Raw genomic sequence first — 16,269 nt, 5'->3', positions numbered from 1 at the left:
GCCATTGGCAGTGAAATTCTCTGGGATGGTGAGTGGGAAAAAATCGGCAAGCCGCACGGCGATATTGCCTGTTTTTCCTTTCATCCCCGTAAGGTAATTACCACGGGCGACGGCGGGATGTTGACGACAGCCAACCCCGAATGGGACAAGCAGTTTCGTCTGTGGCGACAACACGGAATGAGTGTTTCTGACACGGTGCGCCACGGTGCAAAACAAGTGATTTTCGAGTCTTACCCGATGTTGGGCTACAACTACCGGATGACCGATATCCAAGCGGCAGTCGGAAGGGAACAACTCAAGCGCTTACCAGAAATCGTCGCACGCCGTCGTTTATTAGCAGAGCAATATCGGGAAAAGCTAGCGGATGTGCCTAGATTAAAATTACCAACAGAGCCAGTTTGGGCGCGGAGTAATTGGCAGGGTTACTGCGTCCGTTTACCAGATCGATGCGACCAGAAGCAAGTCATGCAGGCGATGTTGGATGCAGGAATTTCGACGCGACGCGGGATTATGTGCGCCCATCGTGAAGCGGCATATCAAAGTGAAGCTTGGTCTTGTGGTGGCGATCGCCTCACCGAAAGCGAACAAGCTCAAGATCGGACTATTGTTTTGCCACTTTTCCATCAGATGACTGAGGAGGAGCAGGAGCGCGCGATCGCGGTTTTGAAAACTGCTTGTCAGGCTTGATTGTAGTTATAGGAAAGAATAGCAGGAGATCGCAAAGAGTATTGTATGGAGAGGATAGCTAGCGATACACTCAATCTTTGGCAAGCAGAAGGTAGCCGCCTGATTCCACAAAATTTCGAGGTATTTCGCAACCTAGTTGCTCGGACGAGAGATTTTGTACAAAGGGGTAAATATAACACAGCGGCAGTGTATGCAGAAATTGCAGCTTTGTATGCAACTGAGCAACACTGCGGTCTTTTTGCTAGCCCTGAGCTAGAGCAGATTCTCCTGACAATCGGACAAAAGGCTATACCGACCGACTTTACTCTTAATAAAAATTCCTCATTCAATCAAGCACCAAAAAACATCCTACATGTTTCTACTGCTGTCATGGGCGTTGGCGGACATTCTAGAATGCTGTGGCGCTGGATTGGACAGGATACTGAGCGTTCCCACTCGCTTGTATTAACACGGCAGGGATCGAACGAGATCCCTCAATTTCTGAGTGATGCCGTGAATAACAGCCACGGTAGAATATATGCGCTAGACAAGAGCATTGGTAACCTTGTCTCTTGGGCTAAAAAACTACGTGAAATTGCTGCATCAGCGGATCTGGTCGTACTGCATATATGGAGTTACGATGTGATTCCAACTATTGCATTTGCAAATAGGAAACAATCTCCACCGATTATTTTTGTAGATTACGGCGATCATTGCTTTTGGCAAGGAGTTAGTATCAGCGATATCGTGGCTAATCTTCGCGAATCTGGTATGCATATATCACAAGAGCGTAGAGGTATCGCGAGCGATCGCACCGTAATCCTACCGATTATTTTAAATCCCACGCAAAGAATACTTTCCCGAGCGGAAGCAAAACAACAGCTCGGTTTTGCTGAAGACAGCGTTGTATTGCTCTCTATCGCTCGGTCGCTTAAGTACAGAACAATTGATGGAGTTAGCTTTGCTGATGCACACGTCCCATTATTGGAAAAATCCGACCGAGCGATTCTAATAGTAATTGGTCCAGTTGATACCGAGGAATGGTCGGCAGCTATCCAGCGATCGCAAGGGAGAATTATATTTTTTGGACAGCGCGAGGATACTGCCGTATTTTATCAGGCTGCTGATATCTACGTTGATTCATTTCCTTTCGTCTCGATTACATCGCTGCTGGAAGCAGGAAGCTATGGTACGCCTCTAGTAAGCCGCTATCCCTACTCTAATGCGTCCAAAATACTGAGTGCTGATGCACCAGGTCTGACTGACAACTCGATCCTCGTACCTAATCTTCAAGAGTACACAGCAGTGCTATCTCGCTTAGTTGAAGATGAAGAATTCCGGCTATCGCTTGGAGAAACAACTAGGCAAGCAATTGTAGAAAAACACATGGGAAGTAACTGGCAGCGCTGCCTGGAAGATGTGTACTTCCGTGCGACAATTGTGCCTCGATTAACTATTACATCAATTCCAACGGCAGATCGAATATTTGTTGGTGAGCCAGATGTTTTCTTACAGAAAGTTTTTAGTTCAAGAGATATTGAAATTGAGGAAATAATTCAATCTCGCCTGAGACTTATGCCATGGGAGCATCGTTTTTCTAGCTGGGTCGAACTAGTCAAGAAGCATGGCTTTGGACGGCTTAACGTCTTGTTACCGGAATGGTTTTACTGTCACTACTACCGCCGCTTACAAAAATGGCGTAACTTGCTGAAAAAGCGGCTTTGTCAATATCTTCCCGCTCAAACTTTTAAACCCTTTAAGTAAAGAAATTTTTTAATAATTTTTCTGAGTTATCTTAAAATTATGCGGACATATTATTATGTGGACATGTTGGCGTACCCGTAATGGGAGTACTCGGATCAAACTGGCAATTTCTCGTTCGATTCCCTATTTCTTTGAGGATTTACGCGGCGGATTTATTCATCAAATTAGTAATCTCCTTCGCTTCACTGGCATTCATGCCAACATGAAACATCTTGGGATGAAACTTGGTATTGTTAAGATCCCAGAAAGTACTCTCCCCCATATTTTAGAAAAGTCGCTAGTTCAACAGCTAGCAACTCCAGTTAGCCAGCCGATTATTTTTGCCTCTTACTGTATCGATGCTAGTTTCCAAGGTAACTTAAAATTTTGTGGTGGCACTAAAGAGCTGAATCTGCTGGTGAAACTGCTGCGTCAAAAAGGCTACGAAGCATACATGGTTACCTATGACGGTAGCTATGAACCCTGGTTGATTGATAGTCAACCTCATCTTTCCATAGCTGAGTATCAGGAGAAACTTAAGTCGGCTCAGAATGTACGCTGTGTGACTTCCCTCGCAGGTGCTAAAGCTTTCATACAACCGTGTCAACAGATTTACTTTTGGGACATGGAATTAGCAATTACCGAGCATCAAGATTTTGCTGCCTTAGCAGAGCTGTATCAAGGCAAAATTAAAGGTGTTGCTACTATCTCCCGCACGATTCAGGCTTGGCACATGGCTCACTTTCAGCGTGCCTGTACTCTCTTGCCCAATCTGATCGATCGCGCCTTTTGGTTTCCGGCTCCAGAACAACGGCAACCTCGTCGCATTGGCTACATGGTTGAAGGTTGTCACACAGAAGCTTATCTCAAAATTATACAGGAAACCGTTCATGCAAAGGGTCTCGACTTAGAATTTCAGCAAATTCAGGGTATTGAAGCAGAGGTTCTTGCTGGTATGCGCTCTTGCGAAGTTTTCCTTAGCATGAATATTGGCAAGGATCTCTTATGGGGAGAAGGCTGTCCCAGAACTGTAATTGAAACCCTCGCCACTGGAGGTGTTGTCATTGCATTTGATATTATCGGCAACCGCGAAACGATCCAAGACAATTTCAACAGCATCCTCGTACCCCGATATCGCCCCGACTTAATGGCAGAGGCACTAGTAAGCCTTTATCGTATTCCTGGCGAACTCGATCGCCTCCGCAGCAATGCTCTAGCTCTAATGCAAGCGTGCCATACTTTTGAAGCCCGTTGGTCTGCCATCCAAGAATTCCTGCAACTGTGAGTAAAATGCTACATCTTAAAATTTTCCAAGCCAGCTATTGCAAAGCGATCGCATTTGTCCGAACAAGAGTGCGATCGCTTTTAAGGAACTTTTGAGCGAAATTCTCGATTGCGTGCGTAACATTTGTAGGGGGCGCACAGCTGTGCGCCCCCTACAAATCGTGTGTTTTACCCAATTGAAAATTGCTATAAATTAAGGAAGCGTAGATAACTTCCTAAATAGGATTTAGTTATTGGGAGTAAAGACAACATCAACCCAGTAGTTACTCGCCTTGTATGTTTGGTTGGGGAAGCCACTGGAGCCGTATTTGTAAACTCCATTGCCACCACTAGCTCCATTGACTAGAAAGTGTAGCGGTCCATTGTCAGCACCAGAAACAGCAAAGTAATTTTCATCACTAGAGTAGCGCCCAACATTGGTGTGATAAGAAGCAACATAGACAGTATTGGCAGTAATTGCTACGGGGCGATCGAAGTTGACTTGCTGCCAACCTGAAGCAGTTTCGTTGGTAAATGTTGCCGTTGCTAGTTGTTGTCCGCTGCTAGTCCACAAGTTACCAGTATGTACGCCCGTATTTCCAGTACCCTTGTAAAATCGAATGCCAGTAATAAAACCGCTGACATCCGTTCTAAACTTAATCCCAAGTTCCACGGCTGCGGTATCGGAGTCGGCTACCACAATGGGCATTGCGTTAGAACTCCAAATACTATAAGCAGAAGTCGATGCAGCGGCTGCGGTGGTGAAAGACCAGGTAGAGTTTGTCGCTAGAGCATTGCCAGCCAGGTCTTGTACCCGTGGTTGAGTTGTCCCACCTCTGAGGGTAGCGCGATAGGTTGCACCAGTTGCCAGTGAGTTGCTCGGTTGCAGTGTAGCGGTGCGAGTTGCGGCATTGTAGGTGACAGTAGCAGGGACGACGAGCGCGTTATTGGCATCCTGCAACACAAAAGTATTGGCATTTATCGTCGCGGGGTCAATGGCTTCGCTAAAAGTAGCGGTGAGACTCGTGCTAGTACTCACATTAGTCGCGCCGTTGCTGGGAGAAACTACACTGATCCTGGGCGAAGTTGTGTCTGTAACTGGTGGGGTGGGATTAGTTGCGTTGGTGGTAAAGGTGACATCAACCCAATAGTTGCTAGCGCGATAGGTGTTGGTGGGAAAGCCAGTTGTACCGTACTTGTACACCCCATTCCCGCCACTCTCGCCATCGCGGAGAAAGTGTAGTGGTGGGCTATCGATGCTGCTGGTAAAATAGCCTTCGTTGATGGCGTAACGACCGCTGCTGGTGTGGTAGGAGGCGACGTAGATCGTGTTAGCGTTAATTGCCACTGGTTGAGAAAAGTTAACTTGTTGCCAACCCGTAGCAGTTTCGTTGCTAAATGTTGCTGTTGCCAGTAGCTGCCCCGTACTCGTCCAGAGGTTGCCAACGTGCGTCCCAGTATTGCCACTACCTTTGTAGAAGCGGATGCCCGTCACATAACCGTTGAGATCGGACTTGAACTTGACTCCCAATTCCACAGCTTGAGCGTCAGGAGCAGATGCTGTGGTAGGAGTTGCCGTGTCATTCCAGGTACTGCACGGACAGGTACGTTCCCCAACCGTGACGGTAGTGCTTGCCCCAGAGGTTTCAAGGTTGCCGCTATCGTCGATCGCATGACTTTTAATTATTACCGAGCCAGTTGCTTGAGGTGTCCAAGTGTAGCTCCAGTTAGTACGACCTGTAGCTGGATGCCATGTCGTACCACCATCAACGGATACCTCAACACCACCGACAACACCACCAGGATCGCTTGCCGTGCCGCTAATCGTGACTGGGCTGCCTGCCTGTACGCTGACAGATGGTAGCGATGAGATTGTTGAAGTAGGAGCGGTGATGTCGGTTGAGGCAGTGGCAAGAACTAATCCAGCCTGTAATGTATGAGGTTGTACGCCCATGTCAGCAAATAAGTTAACCGTCGCTTGCTGCATCCGTACATCTGGAACTGAGCTACCGCGATCGTGATTCCCATCTAAGCCCCAAGACCATTGGACTGTTCCAGCGCCAAACACGAGCGCGCCACTATTATGTTTATACAGTGTCAGGTGGTGAGTTGCTCTAGCCCGTCCAAACCTAGAGCCATAGTCTTGCAGAACGGGTGCATTGTCAACGGTGGTTGTTGACAGCCGAATTAAGCCAGCTGGTCGAAAACCATTGTCAATATCCTCATCCCATTCGTAACCTAGCGTGCGATCGGATAGTGTGGCAGTGCTTCCTGGCGAGAGGGTCGCAACACTCGTATTACGCCACAAGCGCATTTTCCCGTCTGCTTCAGGGACTTTAATAGCAGTCGTCGCCCCGTCATTAACTGTAAAGAGAGTGCCAGTTAAGGCATTTTCAGGACGACCACCATCAGCTGGTGGGCTGAAGCGCGGATCGCGCCAAGTACCAGTCCAAGTCGATGTTTGCGGATCGATTTTTGCATTGGCTACGGTCTCCTTATAAGTCACTAGAGTGCGATAGGATGTCCCCGATCCATCAATGGCGTTTTCCCAGCGCGTCTTCCAATAAACCTCGTTACCGCTGAAGAAAGCCAAGTTCACACCGCGATCGCGAGCGGCTTCTACGTTGGCACGTTGCCCTGCCGACCAGTACTCGTCATGACCGACTGATAAGAAGATTTTGTGATTGCGGATCAGGCTGCCGTAGCGATCGCTATCGACCCCAGTGAAGTAGCTGACGTTATATCCGTTAGCTTCCAGCCAACGAACCATTGGGTATTCGGTGGCAAAAAGCCAATCTTGACCGCCATCAATTACGCGCGTGTTGAACGGACGATTGTAACTAACCTTGTAGGCTCTACCAACTGGAGATCCAGTATAAAGACTATTGCCACCATAGTTGTTGTAAGCTTGCCAGGTAGTATCGGCAGTCTGGAAGAGCAGATCGGACGTACTAGTATCGTCTCGGACAATCAAAACAATATGGCTGGCTCCCCCGGTATCAGTGCGCGCGAGCTTGGCAAAGTAGATACCTGACACGGCGTTGGTCGGTATAGCCCACGAAGCAGACACAGCCCAGTTACCGCAATCGAGCAGTCCTGTTGCTGCGTCAGTGAGGCAATTTGGTTGGCTTTGAGGGCGATTTAAAACTTGAACGGTCGTGACTTTGCGAGCGCCCATGCCACGATAGTAACCCATGCGATAGATGTCGAGGCGATAACTAGTGGCATTGGTTTTGATTTTGAAGTTGACTGTCTCACCTCGATTAACGCTCATATCGCTGGCGAAGCCTTGAATACTCGTATCGCCAACACCGCTAATATCCCACTCTGTAGAAGGATTACCCGTTAAGCAATTTTCCGCCACGATCGCGTTGGTGGGAGCAGCGCAGATATCGGCAGCGATCGCGCTTTGCACTTGCAGTCTAGATCCTACATCCAGTCCTAAGACCAGAAACATTGCTGCACTTGCAATTGCAATAAACCTAATTAATCTTTTTTTCATTTGATTTTCTGTTCAAATAGTAGTTATGGATAGGCAATGCCAGGGAACCCTATTCCCTGGCTTTAGATAAATTGCAAATCTTCGTTCGCTATAGACATTTACTGATTTGGAGTAAACACGACATCGACAAAATAGTTGCTCGACCGAAATGTCTGAGAAGGAAAACCACCATTGCCGTAACTGTAAACGCCGTTGCCACCGTTAGCCCCATCACGCAAAGCATGTAATGGTCCGTTGTCTAGTCCAGAATTGGCGAAGTAATTCAGCGCGAAAGCGTAGTTGCCAGTCGTGGTGTGATAGGAGGCGACGTAGACGGTGTTGGCAGTAATTGGTACTGGTTGGGCAAAGTTGACCTGCTGCCAGCCTGTGGCAGTTTCATTTGTAAATGTTGCTGTTGCTATTTGCCGTCCGTCGCTAGTCCACAAAGTTGCTTTGTGCAAACCCGTGTTACCACTACCCTTATAGAAGCGAATACCAGTGATATAGCCATTCGTATTCGACTTGAACTTAACTCCTAGCTCGACAGGATAAGGATCGAAAGCGGCGATTTGTGCAGGAATGGTTGCACTATTCCAAATACTATAAGCAGAAGTCGATGCAGCGGCTGCGGTGGTGAAAGACCAGGTAGAGTTTGTCGCTAGAGCATTGCCAGCCAGGTCTTGTACCCGTGGTTGAGTTGTCCCACCTCTGAGGGTAGCGTGATAGGTTGTACTAGCTACCAGTGAGTTGCTCGGTTGCAGTGTAGCGGTGCGAGTTGCGGCATTGTAGGTGACAGTAGCAGGGACGACGAGCGCGTTATTGGCATCCTGCAACACAAAAGTATTGGCATTTATCGTCGCGGGGTCAATGGCTTCGCTAAAAGTAGCGGTGAGACTCGTGCTAGTACTCACATTAGTCGCGCCGTTGCTGGGAGAAACTACACTGATCCTGGGCGAAGTTGTGTCTGTAACTGGTGGGGTGGGATTAGTTGCGTTGGTGGTAAAGGTGACATCAACCCAATAGTTGCTAGCGCGATAGGTGTTGGTGGGAAAGCCAGTTGTACCGTACTTGTACACCCCATTCCCGCCACTCTCGCCATCGCGGAGAAAGTGTAGTGGTGGGCTATCGATGCTGCTGGTAAAATAGCCTTCGTTGATGGCGTAACGACCGCTGCTGGTGTGGTAGGAGGCGACGTAGATCGTGTTAGCGTTAATTGCCACTGGTTGAGAAAAGTTAACTTGTTGCCAACCCGTAGCAGTTTCGTTGCTAAATGTTGCTGTTGCCAGTAGCTGCCCCGTACTCGTCCAGAGGTTGCCAACGTGCGTCCCAGTATTGCCACTACCTTTGTAGAAGCGGATGCCCGTCACATAACCGTTGAGATCGGACTTGAACTTGACTCCCAATTCCACAGCTTGAGCGTCAGGAGCAGATGCTGTGGTAGGGGTTGCCGCATCATTCCAGAGCCTATATGAACTTAATGTTGTTGTGGTGAAAGACCAAGTAAAGTTAGCGGCTAGAGGGTTACCTGCTAAATCTTGAACGCGAACTTGACTCGTCCCACCTATAACGGTAGCAGTATATGTTTTCCCTGCCAGCAGCGAACTGCTTGGTTGCAATGTAGCAGTGCGGGTCGCGGCGTTGTAGGTGACGCTAGCGGGTACGATCGCATTGGTGGAATCTCGTAATACTAAAGTATCTGCATTAATTGTTGCTGGGTCGATTGCCTCGCTGAAGGTAGCTGTGAAACTCGATCCAAGACTGAGGTTTGTTTCGCCATTGCTGGAAGAAGTAGAACTAATACTGGGTGGAGTCGTGTCTGTAGTATACGTAGCAACGTAGTTTCCACTAGCAGCTGAGAACAAGGCGTACTCAATACCTTTGATTTGCTGGGTTGTGTAAGTAACTGGGCTACCATTAAGTGTAATGCTGGCAACTGTTCCAGCAGCCGATCTCAATGGAATCATTGCTTGTAACCCTCTTGCACCTGTACCTGGCGCGATCGCAAAGCTTAAAGTATTGTTATTCCATACCAACGAGCTGAATGAGGAACTGTTGCGACCATCAAGCCAGGTCAACATTTGACGAGCGGAGACTATCGGTACACCACGGGCTTGTGCTGAGGCAACTACTGCATCGGAAACTGCTGAGATGTTGCTATCAGTATGGGCGTTGACAGTAAAAACACCATAGTATCCCTCTGCTCCAAGGGCGCGATCGAGTAGAGTATTGACCGTGAAAGGATATTGCTGTCCAGACTCATCGGTCATTTGTGTAGCTGCTTGATATACGTCAATAAATGTCCCGTCTAGATCTGCAACGCGCATCGGCATACCACTACCAGTCATAAATCCTGGGCGATTGCCTACCCAATTAGGCGGCCAGAAGTAGTAGTTAGTATCGAGCCTTATTCCATGATTTAGCTCTACTTTGAACCCGCTAGCCCAGTCACTCCAAGCAATACAGTGATGTCGTTGAGTTGGTGAGACAGACACGCTCGGAAAGAGGTTACTGAATGTCCTATGCTGCTGTGTGTAGAAAGTCTCAAGTGAGGTAGGCGTATAATTTGCACAGTTAGTGTTGACATGTAACCCTACTTCAAAACCATCAGCAGTGAAAGCACTTGCCTGCGCATTAGTTATTGGTGTATTGAGAAAGATATATGAAGTGCCGCGAACGCATTCCCAATCTTCTACAGAGCAACCAGCTGGACTCATAGCTTTGTATTGGTTGAATCGAGCTATTGTCCCTCCGTTTGCATGGTCGTCACCAGTCATCAGCACAACTGCTTTCTTACCATGCGGAAAATACCAGAAACGGGGCAGGGGTTTTTTATCGAGGTTCATCGTCAGGATCAAGTTTGCTAGCAGACGCTGTTGTTCGTCAGCTTGCGGAATAGCAACCTTGTTTAAATCGATCCAGTCTGGTTGAGGATCGTTGCTGGCAGCACCAAAAAACAAGTCACTGGAGCGAATCAGTGGCAACCCATCGCGCTCCTGTCCAGCCCAGGCGGGATTTCCTTGACGGGTGTAGACGATCGAACGCGCTAAGTCGTAGGTAAATGCAGCAACCTGACCACCACTACTGCCAACATTACGCAAAGTTACTGCTGGGTTAGAAGTTGCAGTCGTTGCATTTGTATAAAGATTGGCGATACTGGTAGCACCGTTGAGAGTGTAGCGATCGGCAGTGTCGTGGAACTGGATAGTTTGGTTAACGATGCCACTACCAGGGGCTTTTGACGTGTCTACGAGTAAGTAACCGTTTGAGAGTGTGGAGGCTGCATCAGTAATACCAAGCAAACTGCTAAGCTGCTTGTCAGGGCGCATAGCAATTAAATTACCTCCACTCGCTGCCCAGTTACTCAACATTGTTACTTGAGCCGGACTAAGGGTCATCTTGGCAAGGATAACTACGTCGTAGTTAGCAAGCATCTCTGAGGAAACTGAAGAAATATCGCTGACACTGAATGTATTCAGCCCTTCATTTCGCAGAATCTCGGTATAGTAGTTGCTGAAAGGGTCGGAAGTTGTTGTTATGACTAGGATCGGTCCACCTGGTTCTGCGTTAGGTGATGGCGCAGCAACAGCAGCTAATGTTTGTAACCCTGGTAAGGGCAGTGTCGTCATGAGTACAGATGCTTGACCCGCGCTCAGGAGAAATGTGCATAGAGATAATGTGAAATACTTGAGTTGTCGTTTCATTGGAATCCTTGCCAAATTACAAATATGAATAGAAATAAATAGGTTAAACAGAATTTTTCGTCTGTTTTTTCTTAGTTCCCACGGCAAAACTTGCCTACTTAGCAGGCATTTGATGCTAGTTCACTTGCAGAATTTAAACTTAAAGCTAATGGAGATATCGTGGAAAATAATTCAGTGCTTAAAACTTCCTCATCTTTAGTTTAAAATTTCTATGTTTCAAGGAGTAAGCGACGGCACTAAATTATTTATTGGCAATAGATACATAATGCTTCTTGCCACGATCGCAAATGTAGTTTCTTATTTCAGAAACCTTATCTTTGCACTTTCAAACTATTCGTTTTGATTTCGTCTAACTATGCTGAGAAAGCCCTATTAATGATTCTACGATCGGGTAAATAAACTTCATGCAAACTATATAGAGATAAATGTATTGAGAAGATAGCAACCTCTTCCTCATGGAAGTCAATAGCTTGAAACTATAGAGGTATATTTTTTATCTAAAATAGAAAATTATCATTTTTGCTTTCAGTGTTTTTACTGCTAGTGATAGTTACATTAAATACTAAAAAACTAGCTTTCAAAGCAAAAAATGGTGAAGAAACACAGCTAAATATTAAATAAACTGTAAAGAAAGTAGCTTGGTAGGTTGTACGAGTTCGGTTGTATGAAGGGATGGAGGGAAATCAGGACGTAGCATTATGGCAGCGTAGTAAATTCCGTAGAAATATACGTAGGGCGCGTTACGCGACGCGATAACACACCCTACTGGACTATGAGGTCATTAATTTAATATATAGATGCTGAATGCACTAGCTACGATCGCTACTAACTTGCACTTCGGTGCAGCGATCGTGCAGCAATTCTGTAGAATAAAATTTTATTGAGATATATACAATTCAGTTGCCGTACATTTACTTAAGTAGATTTACGGTTACGATCGAGCCAGATAGAATTATCAGTAAAATTGCGGTTGGACACGCGGAAAAGAAAGAATTACAGTTTATTCGTAAATCGAGCGAGTCAGAAATAAATCGAAAAATTCGTTCAATTCCTAAGTCACTTACATTTGAAGTATATATCCCTGCGAGATCTTCAATCTTTAATCCTTGTAGAGAGGTTACATGTAACCTCTCTACACGAGAAACATTCACAAAATCAATTTGGATCGCTATAAGCGTTTAACATGAATGAAAATATTAAATTATTTTCCTTAATTTAAGATAAAATTGGATTTTTTATACCAGAAATCAAAAGTTTCTTAAAGAGCAAGAGGGCATAATTTTGAATGAAAAAACTATTGGTAACGGGATCGTCGGGACTTATTGGATCTGAAGTTTGCCTGCATTTTGCTAGTCAAGGTTGGGCAATTCATGGTGTTGATAACAATCAGAGAGCTGTTTTTTTTGGACCCCAAGGAGATACTCGTTGGAATCAAAAGCGCTTGGAATCTCTGATTAAAGGCTTCGTGCATCACGAAATAGATATTCGCGATCGCCAACGAGTTCTAGATCTGATTGAAAGTCTCAAACCCGAGGCGATCGTGCATACAGCAGCACAACCCAGCCACGATCGAGCTGCGGCAATTCCCTTTGATGATTTTGACACTAATGCTGTAGGAACTCTAAATCTGTTGGAGGCAACGCGCCAATTTGCGCCGGAAGCTCCTTTCGTACATTTATCTACCAACAAAGTGTACGGAGATGCACCGAATGAGATTGCTATGAAGGAGTTAGAAACCCGTTGGGAATATGCCGAGCCAACTTATCAGTATGGTATTCCTGAATCGTTCCGTATCGACCAGTCGAAGCATTCTCTTTTTGGTGCTTCTAAAGTTGCAGCTGATGTCATGGTTCAAGAGTACGGTCGATATTTTGGACTCAAAACTTGCTGCCTGCGTGGTGGATGTTTGACAGGACCTAACCATAGTGGTGTAGAATTACACGGATTTCTCAGTTACCTAGTGAAATGTAATTTAGAAAATCGCACGTACAAAGTTTTCGGATATAAGGGAAAACAAGTACGAGATAATATTCATTCCTACGATGTTGCTCGTTTTATTGAAGAGTTTATCCAAGCACCCCGTTGTGGTGAAGTTTACAACTTAGGTGGGGGTAAGGACAATACTTGCTCTATTTTGGAAGCTTTTGAGCTTGTGGCATCCCTAACTCATAAACAGATGCAGTACGAGTATGTAGATAAAAATCGCGAAGGAGATCATATTTGCTACTACAGCGATCTCCGTAAAATGCAGAATCACTACTCTAATTGGTCTATTACAAAACCTTTGAAATTGATATTTTCGGAAATTGTCACGACTTGGACAACAAGACTTCAAGAGGTTGCATAGCTCGGATTATGGTTGACAAGCTACCGCGCATTTTATTAGTTACTGAAGCGACTTTAAATCAGGAAGGTAAGGGAGTTAATCGAACTCTTGTCAATTTATTCGATAGCTACCCTGCTGAATTACTGATGTTATTTTGTCCTCAAAACGAACTAGAGTCTAACCCGACAAGTTCGCCATTCGAGCGCCAAGTACTTGCCTTTGCCGGACATCGTTTACCCATAGTACACAATCGATTAGGAAAATTTCTTAATCCTTTAATCAATTGGATAAATCTACAATTGCTTGACTGGGTTCCGATTTCAAATTTACAAGAAATAGAAGAATTTGACCCGGAAATTATTTTAATTTGTCCGGTCACGTCTTTATGTTTGCTAATGGGTTATAAATTAACTCAATACTTTCACTGTCCATCCTTAATTTACTTCATGGATGATTGGATAGCAATCGATAACTCGCGATGGTTGTCGAACAGCGTTCAAAAAATAGCTAATCAACTTTTAAAGCAGGCAGATGGTTGGTTAATTATTAGCGAACAATTACAAAATGAATTATCAAATCGCTATCAGATAAAACCCCAAAGTTCGCTGATTGTTCATAATCCTGTTGATTTATCAGACAAGCAGCTACTTAATATAGCAACTAGTCATGAAGGTACGTTTAAAGTTATCTATGCTGGTTCAATTTGGTCAATGCACTATGATGCACTAGCAGCGATCGCTGAAGCAATTTTTCAACTCAGATGCGATGGAAAAGATATTGAACTCGTGGTGCATACAGACAAATGTTTCTGGAATCCATACAGAGAACAATGGAAGCAGTGGGAAGTAACGTATGGGAATATAATTTCCTATCAAGAACTCAATAGCTATCTCCAGCGTGCCGATCTACTACTTGTCGCTTCATCATTTTTACCTGAATACGCACACATGACTCGTTCTTCAGTGCAAACTAAGTTGACTGATTATATGGCTGCTGGTAAACCAATTTTAGCTTGCGGTCCAGCTTACTCTGCTTGTAATCAATTCTTGAAAAAATGGAAGTGTGGACTTGTTTGTGAAACAAACCAAGTTAGTACAATCGAGAGTTTTTTAATAGATACAATCTCGAATAAATCCTTACATCAAGAAATAGCAGAAGTAGCTTTTAACGTTTTAAATGAGAATTTCGATAAAACCATAGTGACCGAGAAACTTCAGTCATATGTTAAGCAGATTTTTAGTCAAAATATCAGAGGCGATCGCATCTCAAAACAAAAAAATCTTCGAGTAACAAACTTTTAGCTTCTGACTGTAATTAATAGATCGTAGCTCAAAATTAGTATAACCGTGCCTTACAAGTCTTAGTAAAAGCATGAATTTGATGCCTTTATTTTCTGTCATTATACCTACCTACCAGCGCAATGACTTACTAGCAAAATGCCTGTATTGCTTAGCACCTGATATTCAAACTCTACCATTTGAGCAATATGAAGTCATTGTTACTGACGATGGTTCTGAAGTAACTGCAAAGCAAATGATTTGCGAGCGTTTTCCTTGGGTAAAGTGGGTATCTGGTTCTCATAAAGGTCCGGCAGCAAATCGAAATAATGGGGCAAAATACGCCAGTGGTGAGTGGCTAGTTTTTACGGATGATGATTGTCTCCCAGATCCTCAGTGGTTAGCAGCCTATGCCCAAGCTATGATAACTCAACGATCTTATCTAGTTTTTGAGGGGCGAACTTATGTCGATCGACCAAGACGAAGCCTTGCAGAAACCTCACCTATTAACGAGACAGGTGGTTATTTATGGTCGTGTAATTTTGCCGTACAAAAGCAACTCTTTGAATCTCTATCTGGTTTTGACGAGCGATTTCCCTATGCTGCGATGGAAGATGTAGATTTCAGATTAAGACTTGTAAAGAGTGGATATAAGTTTTCTTTTGTGAAAGCTGCTTCTGTGTGCCATCCCTGGAGAGCCAAGGGAGGATGGAATAAAATCAAACAACATCGAGAATCAACATTTATTTATTTATCTATTCATGCAGAAGAATGGGTAAAGATTAATTCAATGTATTATTTTTTGTTTGCTTTACGAAGTTTTGTTAATCAAACATTTCCTGCTATTTTAAGATTTAATTTAAATGGAATCAACGAAGCTTTTTTAGAACACTTTGCCTACTTACAGATGAGCGTACTACTTTGGCAGTATAGGTTGGCAAACACAAAAACGCTTAACAATAACTAAAAATCAAAACTTTTTTGAGATATGAGAACTATTACTCTTCAAAATCACTGGTTAGAAAGCTGGAAGCAAAGTTATTCATACGATTTAATAGAAATGTATGGGGAGACTAGCTATCGCGGATATAGTTATGCATATGCCCATCGATATAAGCATACTTTAGAGCTAGTTCAGAAAGTTGCTCGATCAGGAGCAAAAGTTTTAGATGTAGCTGCTGCACAGGGAAACTTTAGTTTGACTTTGGCAGAACTCGGCTATGAAGTTACCTGGAACGATTTACGAGAAGAACTAGTTGATTACGTCAAACTGAAATGGGAATATGGCACTATTCACTACAAACCAGGAAATGTTTTCACATTAGGGTTGGATGCTGAATTTGATGTCATTTTAATTACTGAAGTTATCGAACACGTTGCTCATCCCGATCTATTTCTGAAGAAAATAGCTCAGATGGTGAAACCTGGTGGTCACATAGTCATGAGTACGCCAAATGGTGAATATTTTCAGAACCATTTGCCTAAATTTTCAGATTGTCCCGATCCCAGCGAGTTTGAAGCAATCCAATTTCAGCCTAATTCAGACGGTCATATCTTTTTATTACATTTAGATGAGATAGACAACATAGTTCATCAAGCTGGATTATCGATTCAAGAGACAAGAATTTTTACAAATCCACTAACTAACGGTCATATAAAACTAGGAAAATTATTAAATTTTCTTACTCCTAGTTGGGTTGATACTTGTGAAAACTTTACGCAATCTTTGCCCTTAGTCTTTCGTAAAAAAATTCACACTGGAGTTGCTGTTTTATTGACTCGTGTAGCATAGTTTAAATTAGTGCAGCTACT

Annotated in this window: 9 protein-coding genes; 7 read left to right on the top strand and 2 right to left on the bottom strand. The window is 44.4% G+C overall.

All coding sequences use genetic code 11. The features are described from left to right. The 3 genes from H6G17_RS22875 to H6G17_RS22865 form a co-directional block, all read left to right on the top strand. Positions 1 to 687, top strand: a 687-nt coding sequence (locus tag H6G17_RS22875; protein ID WP_192160908.1) for a DegT/DnrJ/EryC1/StrS family aminotransferase, incomplete at its 5' end; no start/stop codon positions are given. Positions 688 to 732: 45 nt separating this feature from the next. Then, complete coding sequence (locus tag H6G17_RS22870; protein WP_192160907.1) at positions 733 to 2,430, top strand: glycosyltransferase; 1,698 nt, start codon at positions 733 to 735, stop codon at positions 2,428 to 2,430. Positions 2,431 to 2,485: 55 nt separating this feature from the next. Beyond that, positions 2,486 to 3,694, top strand: coding sequence for a glycosyltransferase (locus H6G17_RS22865; RefSeq protein WP_192160906.1), 1,209 nt, complete (start codon positions 2,486 to 2,488; stop codon positions 3,692 to 3,694). 225 nt (positions 3,695 to 3,919) lie between these two features. On the opposite strand, the gene H6G17_RS22860 is transcribed toward H6G17_RS22865, so the two are convergent. Both H6G17_RS22860 and H6G17_RS22855 read right to left on the bottom strand, forming a co-directional pair. Beyond that, positions 3,920 to 7,174: a DUF4082 domain-containing protein gene (locus H6G17_RS22860; protein WP_192160905.1), complete on the bottom strand. Its 3,255-nt coding sequence runs from the start codon at positions 7,172 to 7,174 to the stop codon at positions 3,920 to 3,922. Between the two features lie 98 nt (positions 7,175 to 7,272). After that, the gene (locus tag H6G17_RS22855) at positions 7,273 to 10,854 is read right to left on the bottom strand and encodes a DUF4082 domain-containing protein (RefSeq protein WP_192160904.1); all 3,582 of its coding nucleotides are present in this window, start codon (positions 10,852 to 10,854) and stop codon (positions 7,273 to 7,275) included. A gap of 1,285 nt (positions 10,855 to 12,139) precedes the next feature. Between H6G17_RS22855 and H6G17_RS22850 the strand changes: the two genes are divergently transcribed. The 4 genes from H6G17_RS22850 to H6G17_RS22835 all read left to right on the top strand — a co-directional run bounded on the left by H6G17_RS22850 (position 12,140) and on the right by H6G17_RS22835 (position 16,249). Further along, positions 12,140 to 13,201 (top strand): NAD-dependent epimerase/dehydratase family protein, encoded by a 1,062-nt coding sequence (locus tag H6G17_RS22850; RefSeq protein WP_192160903.1) that lies wholly within the window; start codon positions 12,140 to 12,142, stop codon positions 13,199 to 13,201. 8 nt (positions 13,202 to 13,209) lie between these two features. Further along, positions 13,210 to 14,481 carry a glycosyltransferase gene (locus H6G17_RS22845; RefSeq protein ID WP_192160902.1) on the top strand — a complete coding sequence of 424 codons (1,272 nt, stop codon included), beginning with the start codon at positions 13,210 to 13,212 and terminating at the stop codon, positions 14,479 to 14,481. A gap of 70 nt (positions 14,482 to 14,551) precedes the next feature. After that, positions 14,552 to 15,424, top strand: a complete 873-nt coding sequence (locus tag H6G17_RS22840) for a glycosyltransferase (RefSeq protein ID WP_192160901.1) — start codon at positions 14,552 to 14,554, stop codon at positions 15,422 to 15,424. A 21-nt stretch (positions 15,425 to 15,445) separates the two neighbouring features. Continuing rightward, the gene (locus H6G17_RS22835) at positions 15,446 to 16,249 is read left to right on the top strand and encodes a methyltransferase domain-containing protein (RefSeq protein ID WP_192160900.1); all 804 of its coding nucleotides are present in this window, start codon (positions 15,446 to 15,448) and stop codon (positions 16,247 to 16,249) included. Positions 16,250 to 16,269 lie beyond the last annotated feature (20 nt).

This window comes from Chroococcidiopsis sp. [FACHB-1243], from assembly GCF_014696895.1.
Lineage (GTDB): Bacteria > Cyanobacteriota > Cyanobacteriia > Cyanobacteriales > Chroococcidiopsidaceae > Chroococcidiopsis.
This window is presented reverse-complemented; position numbering and strand designations above follow the sequence as displayed.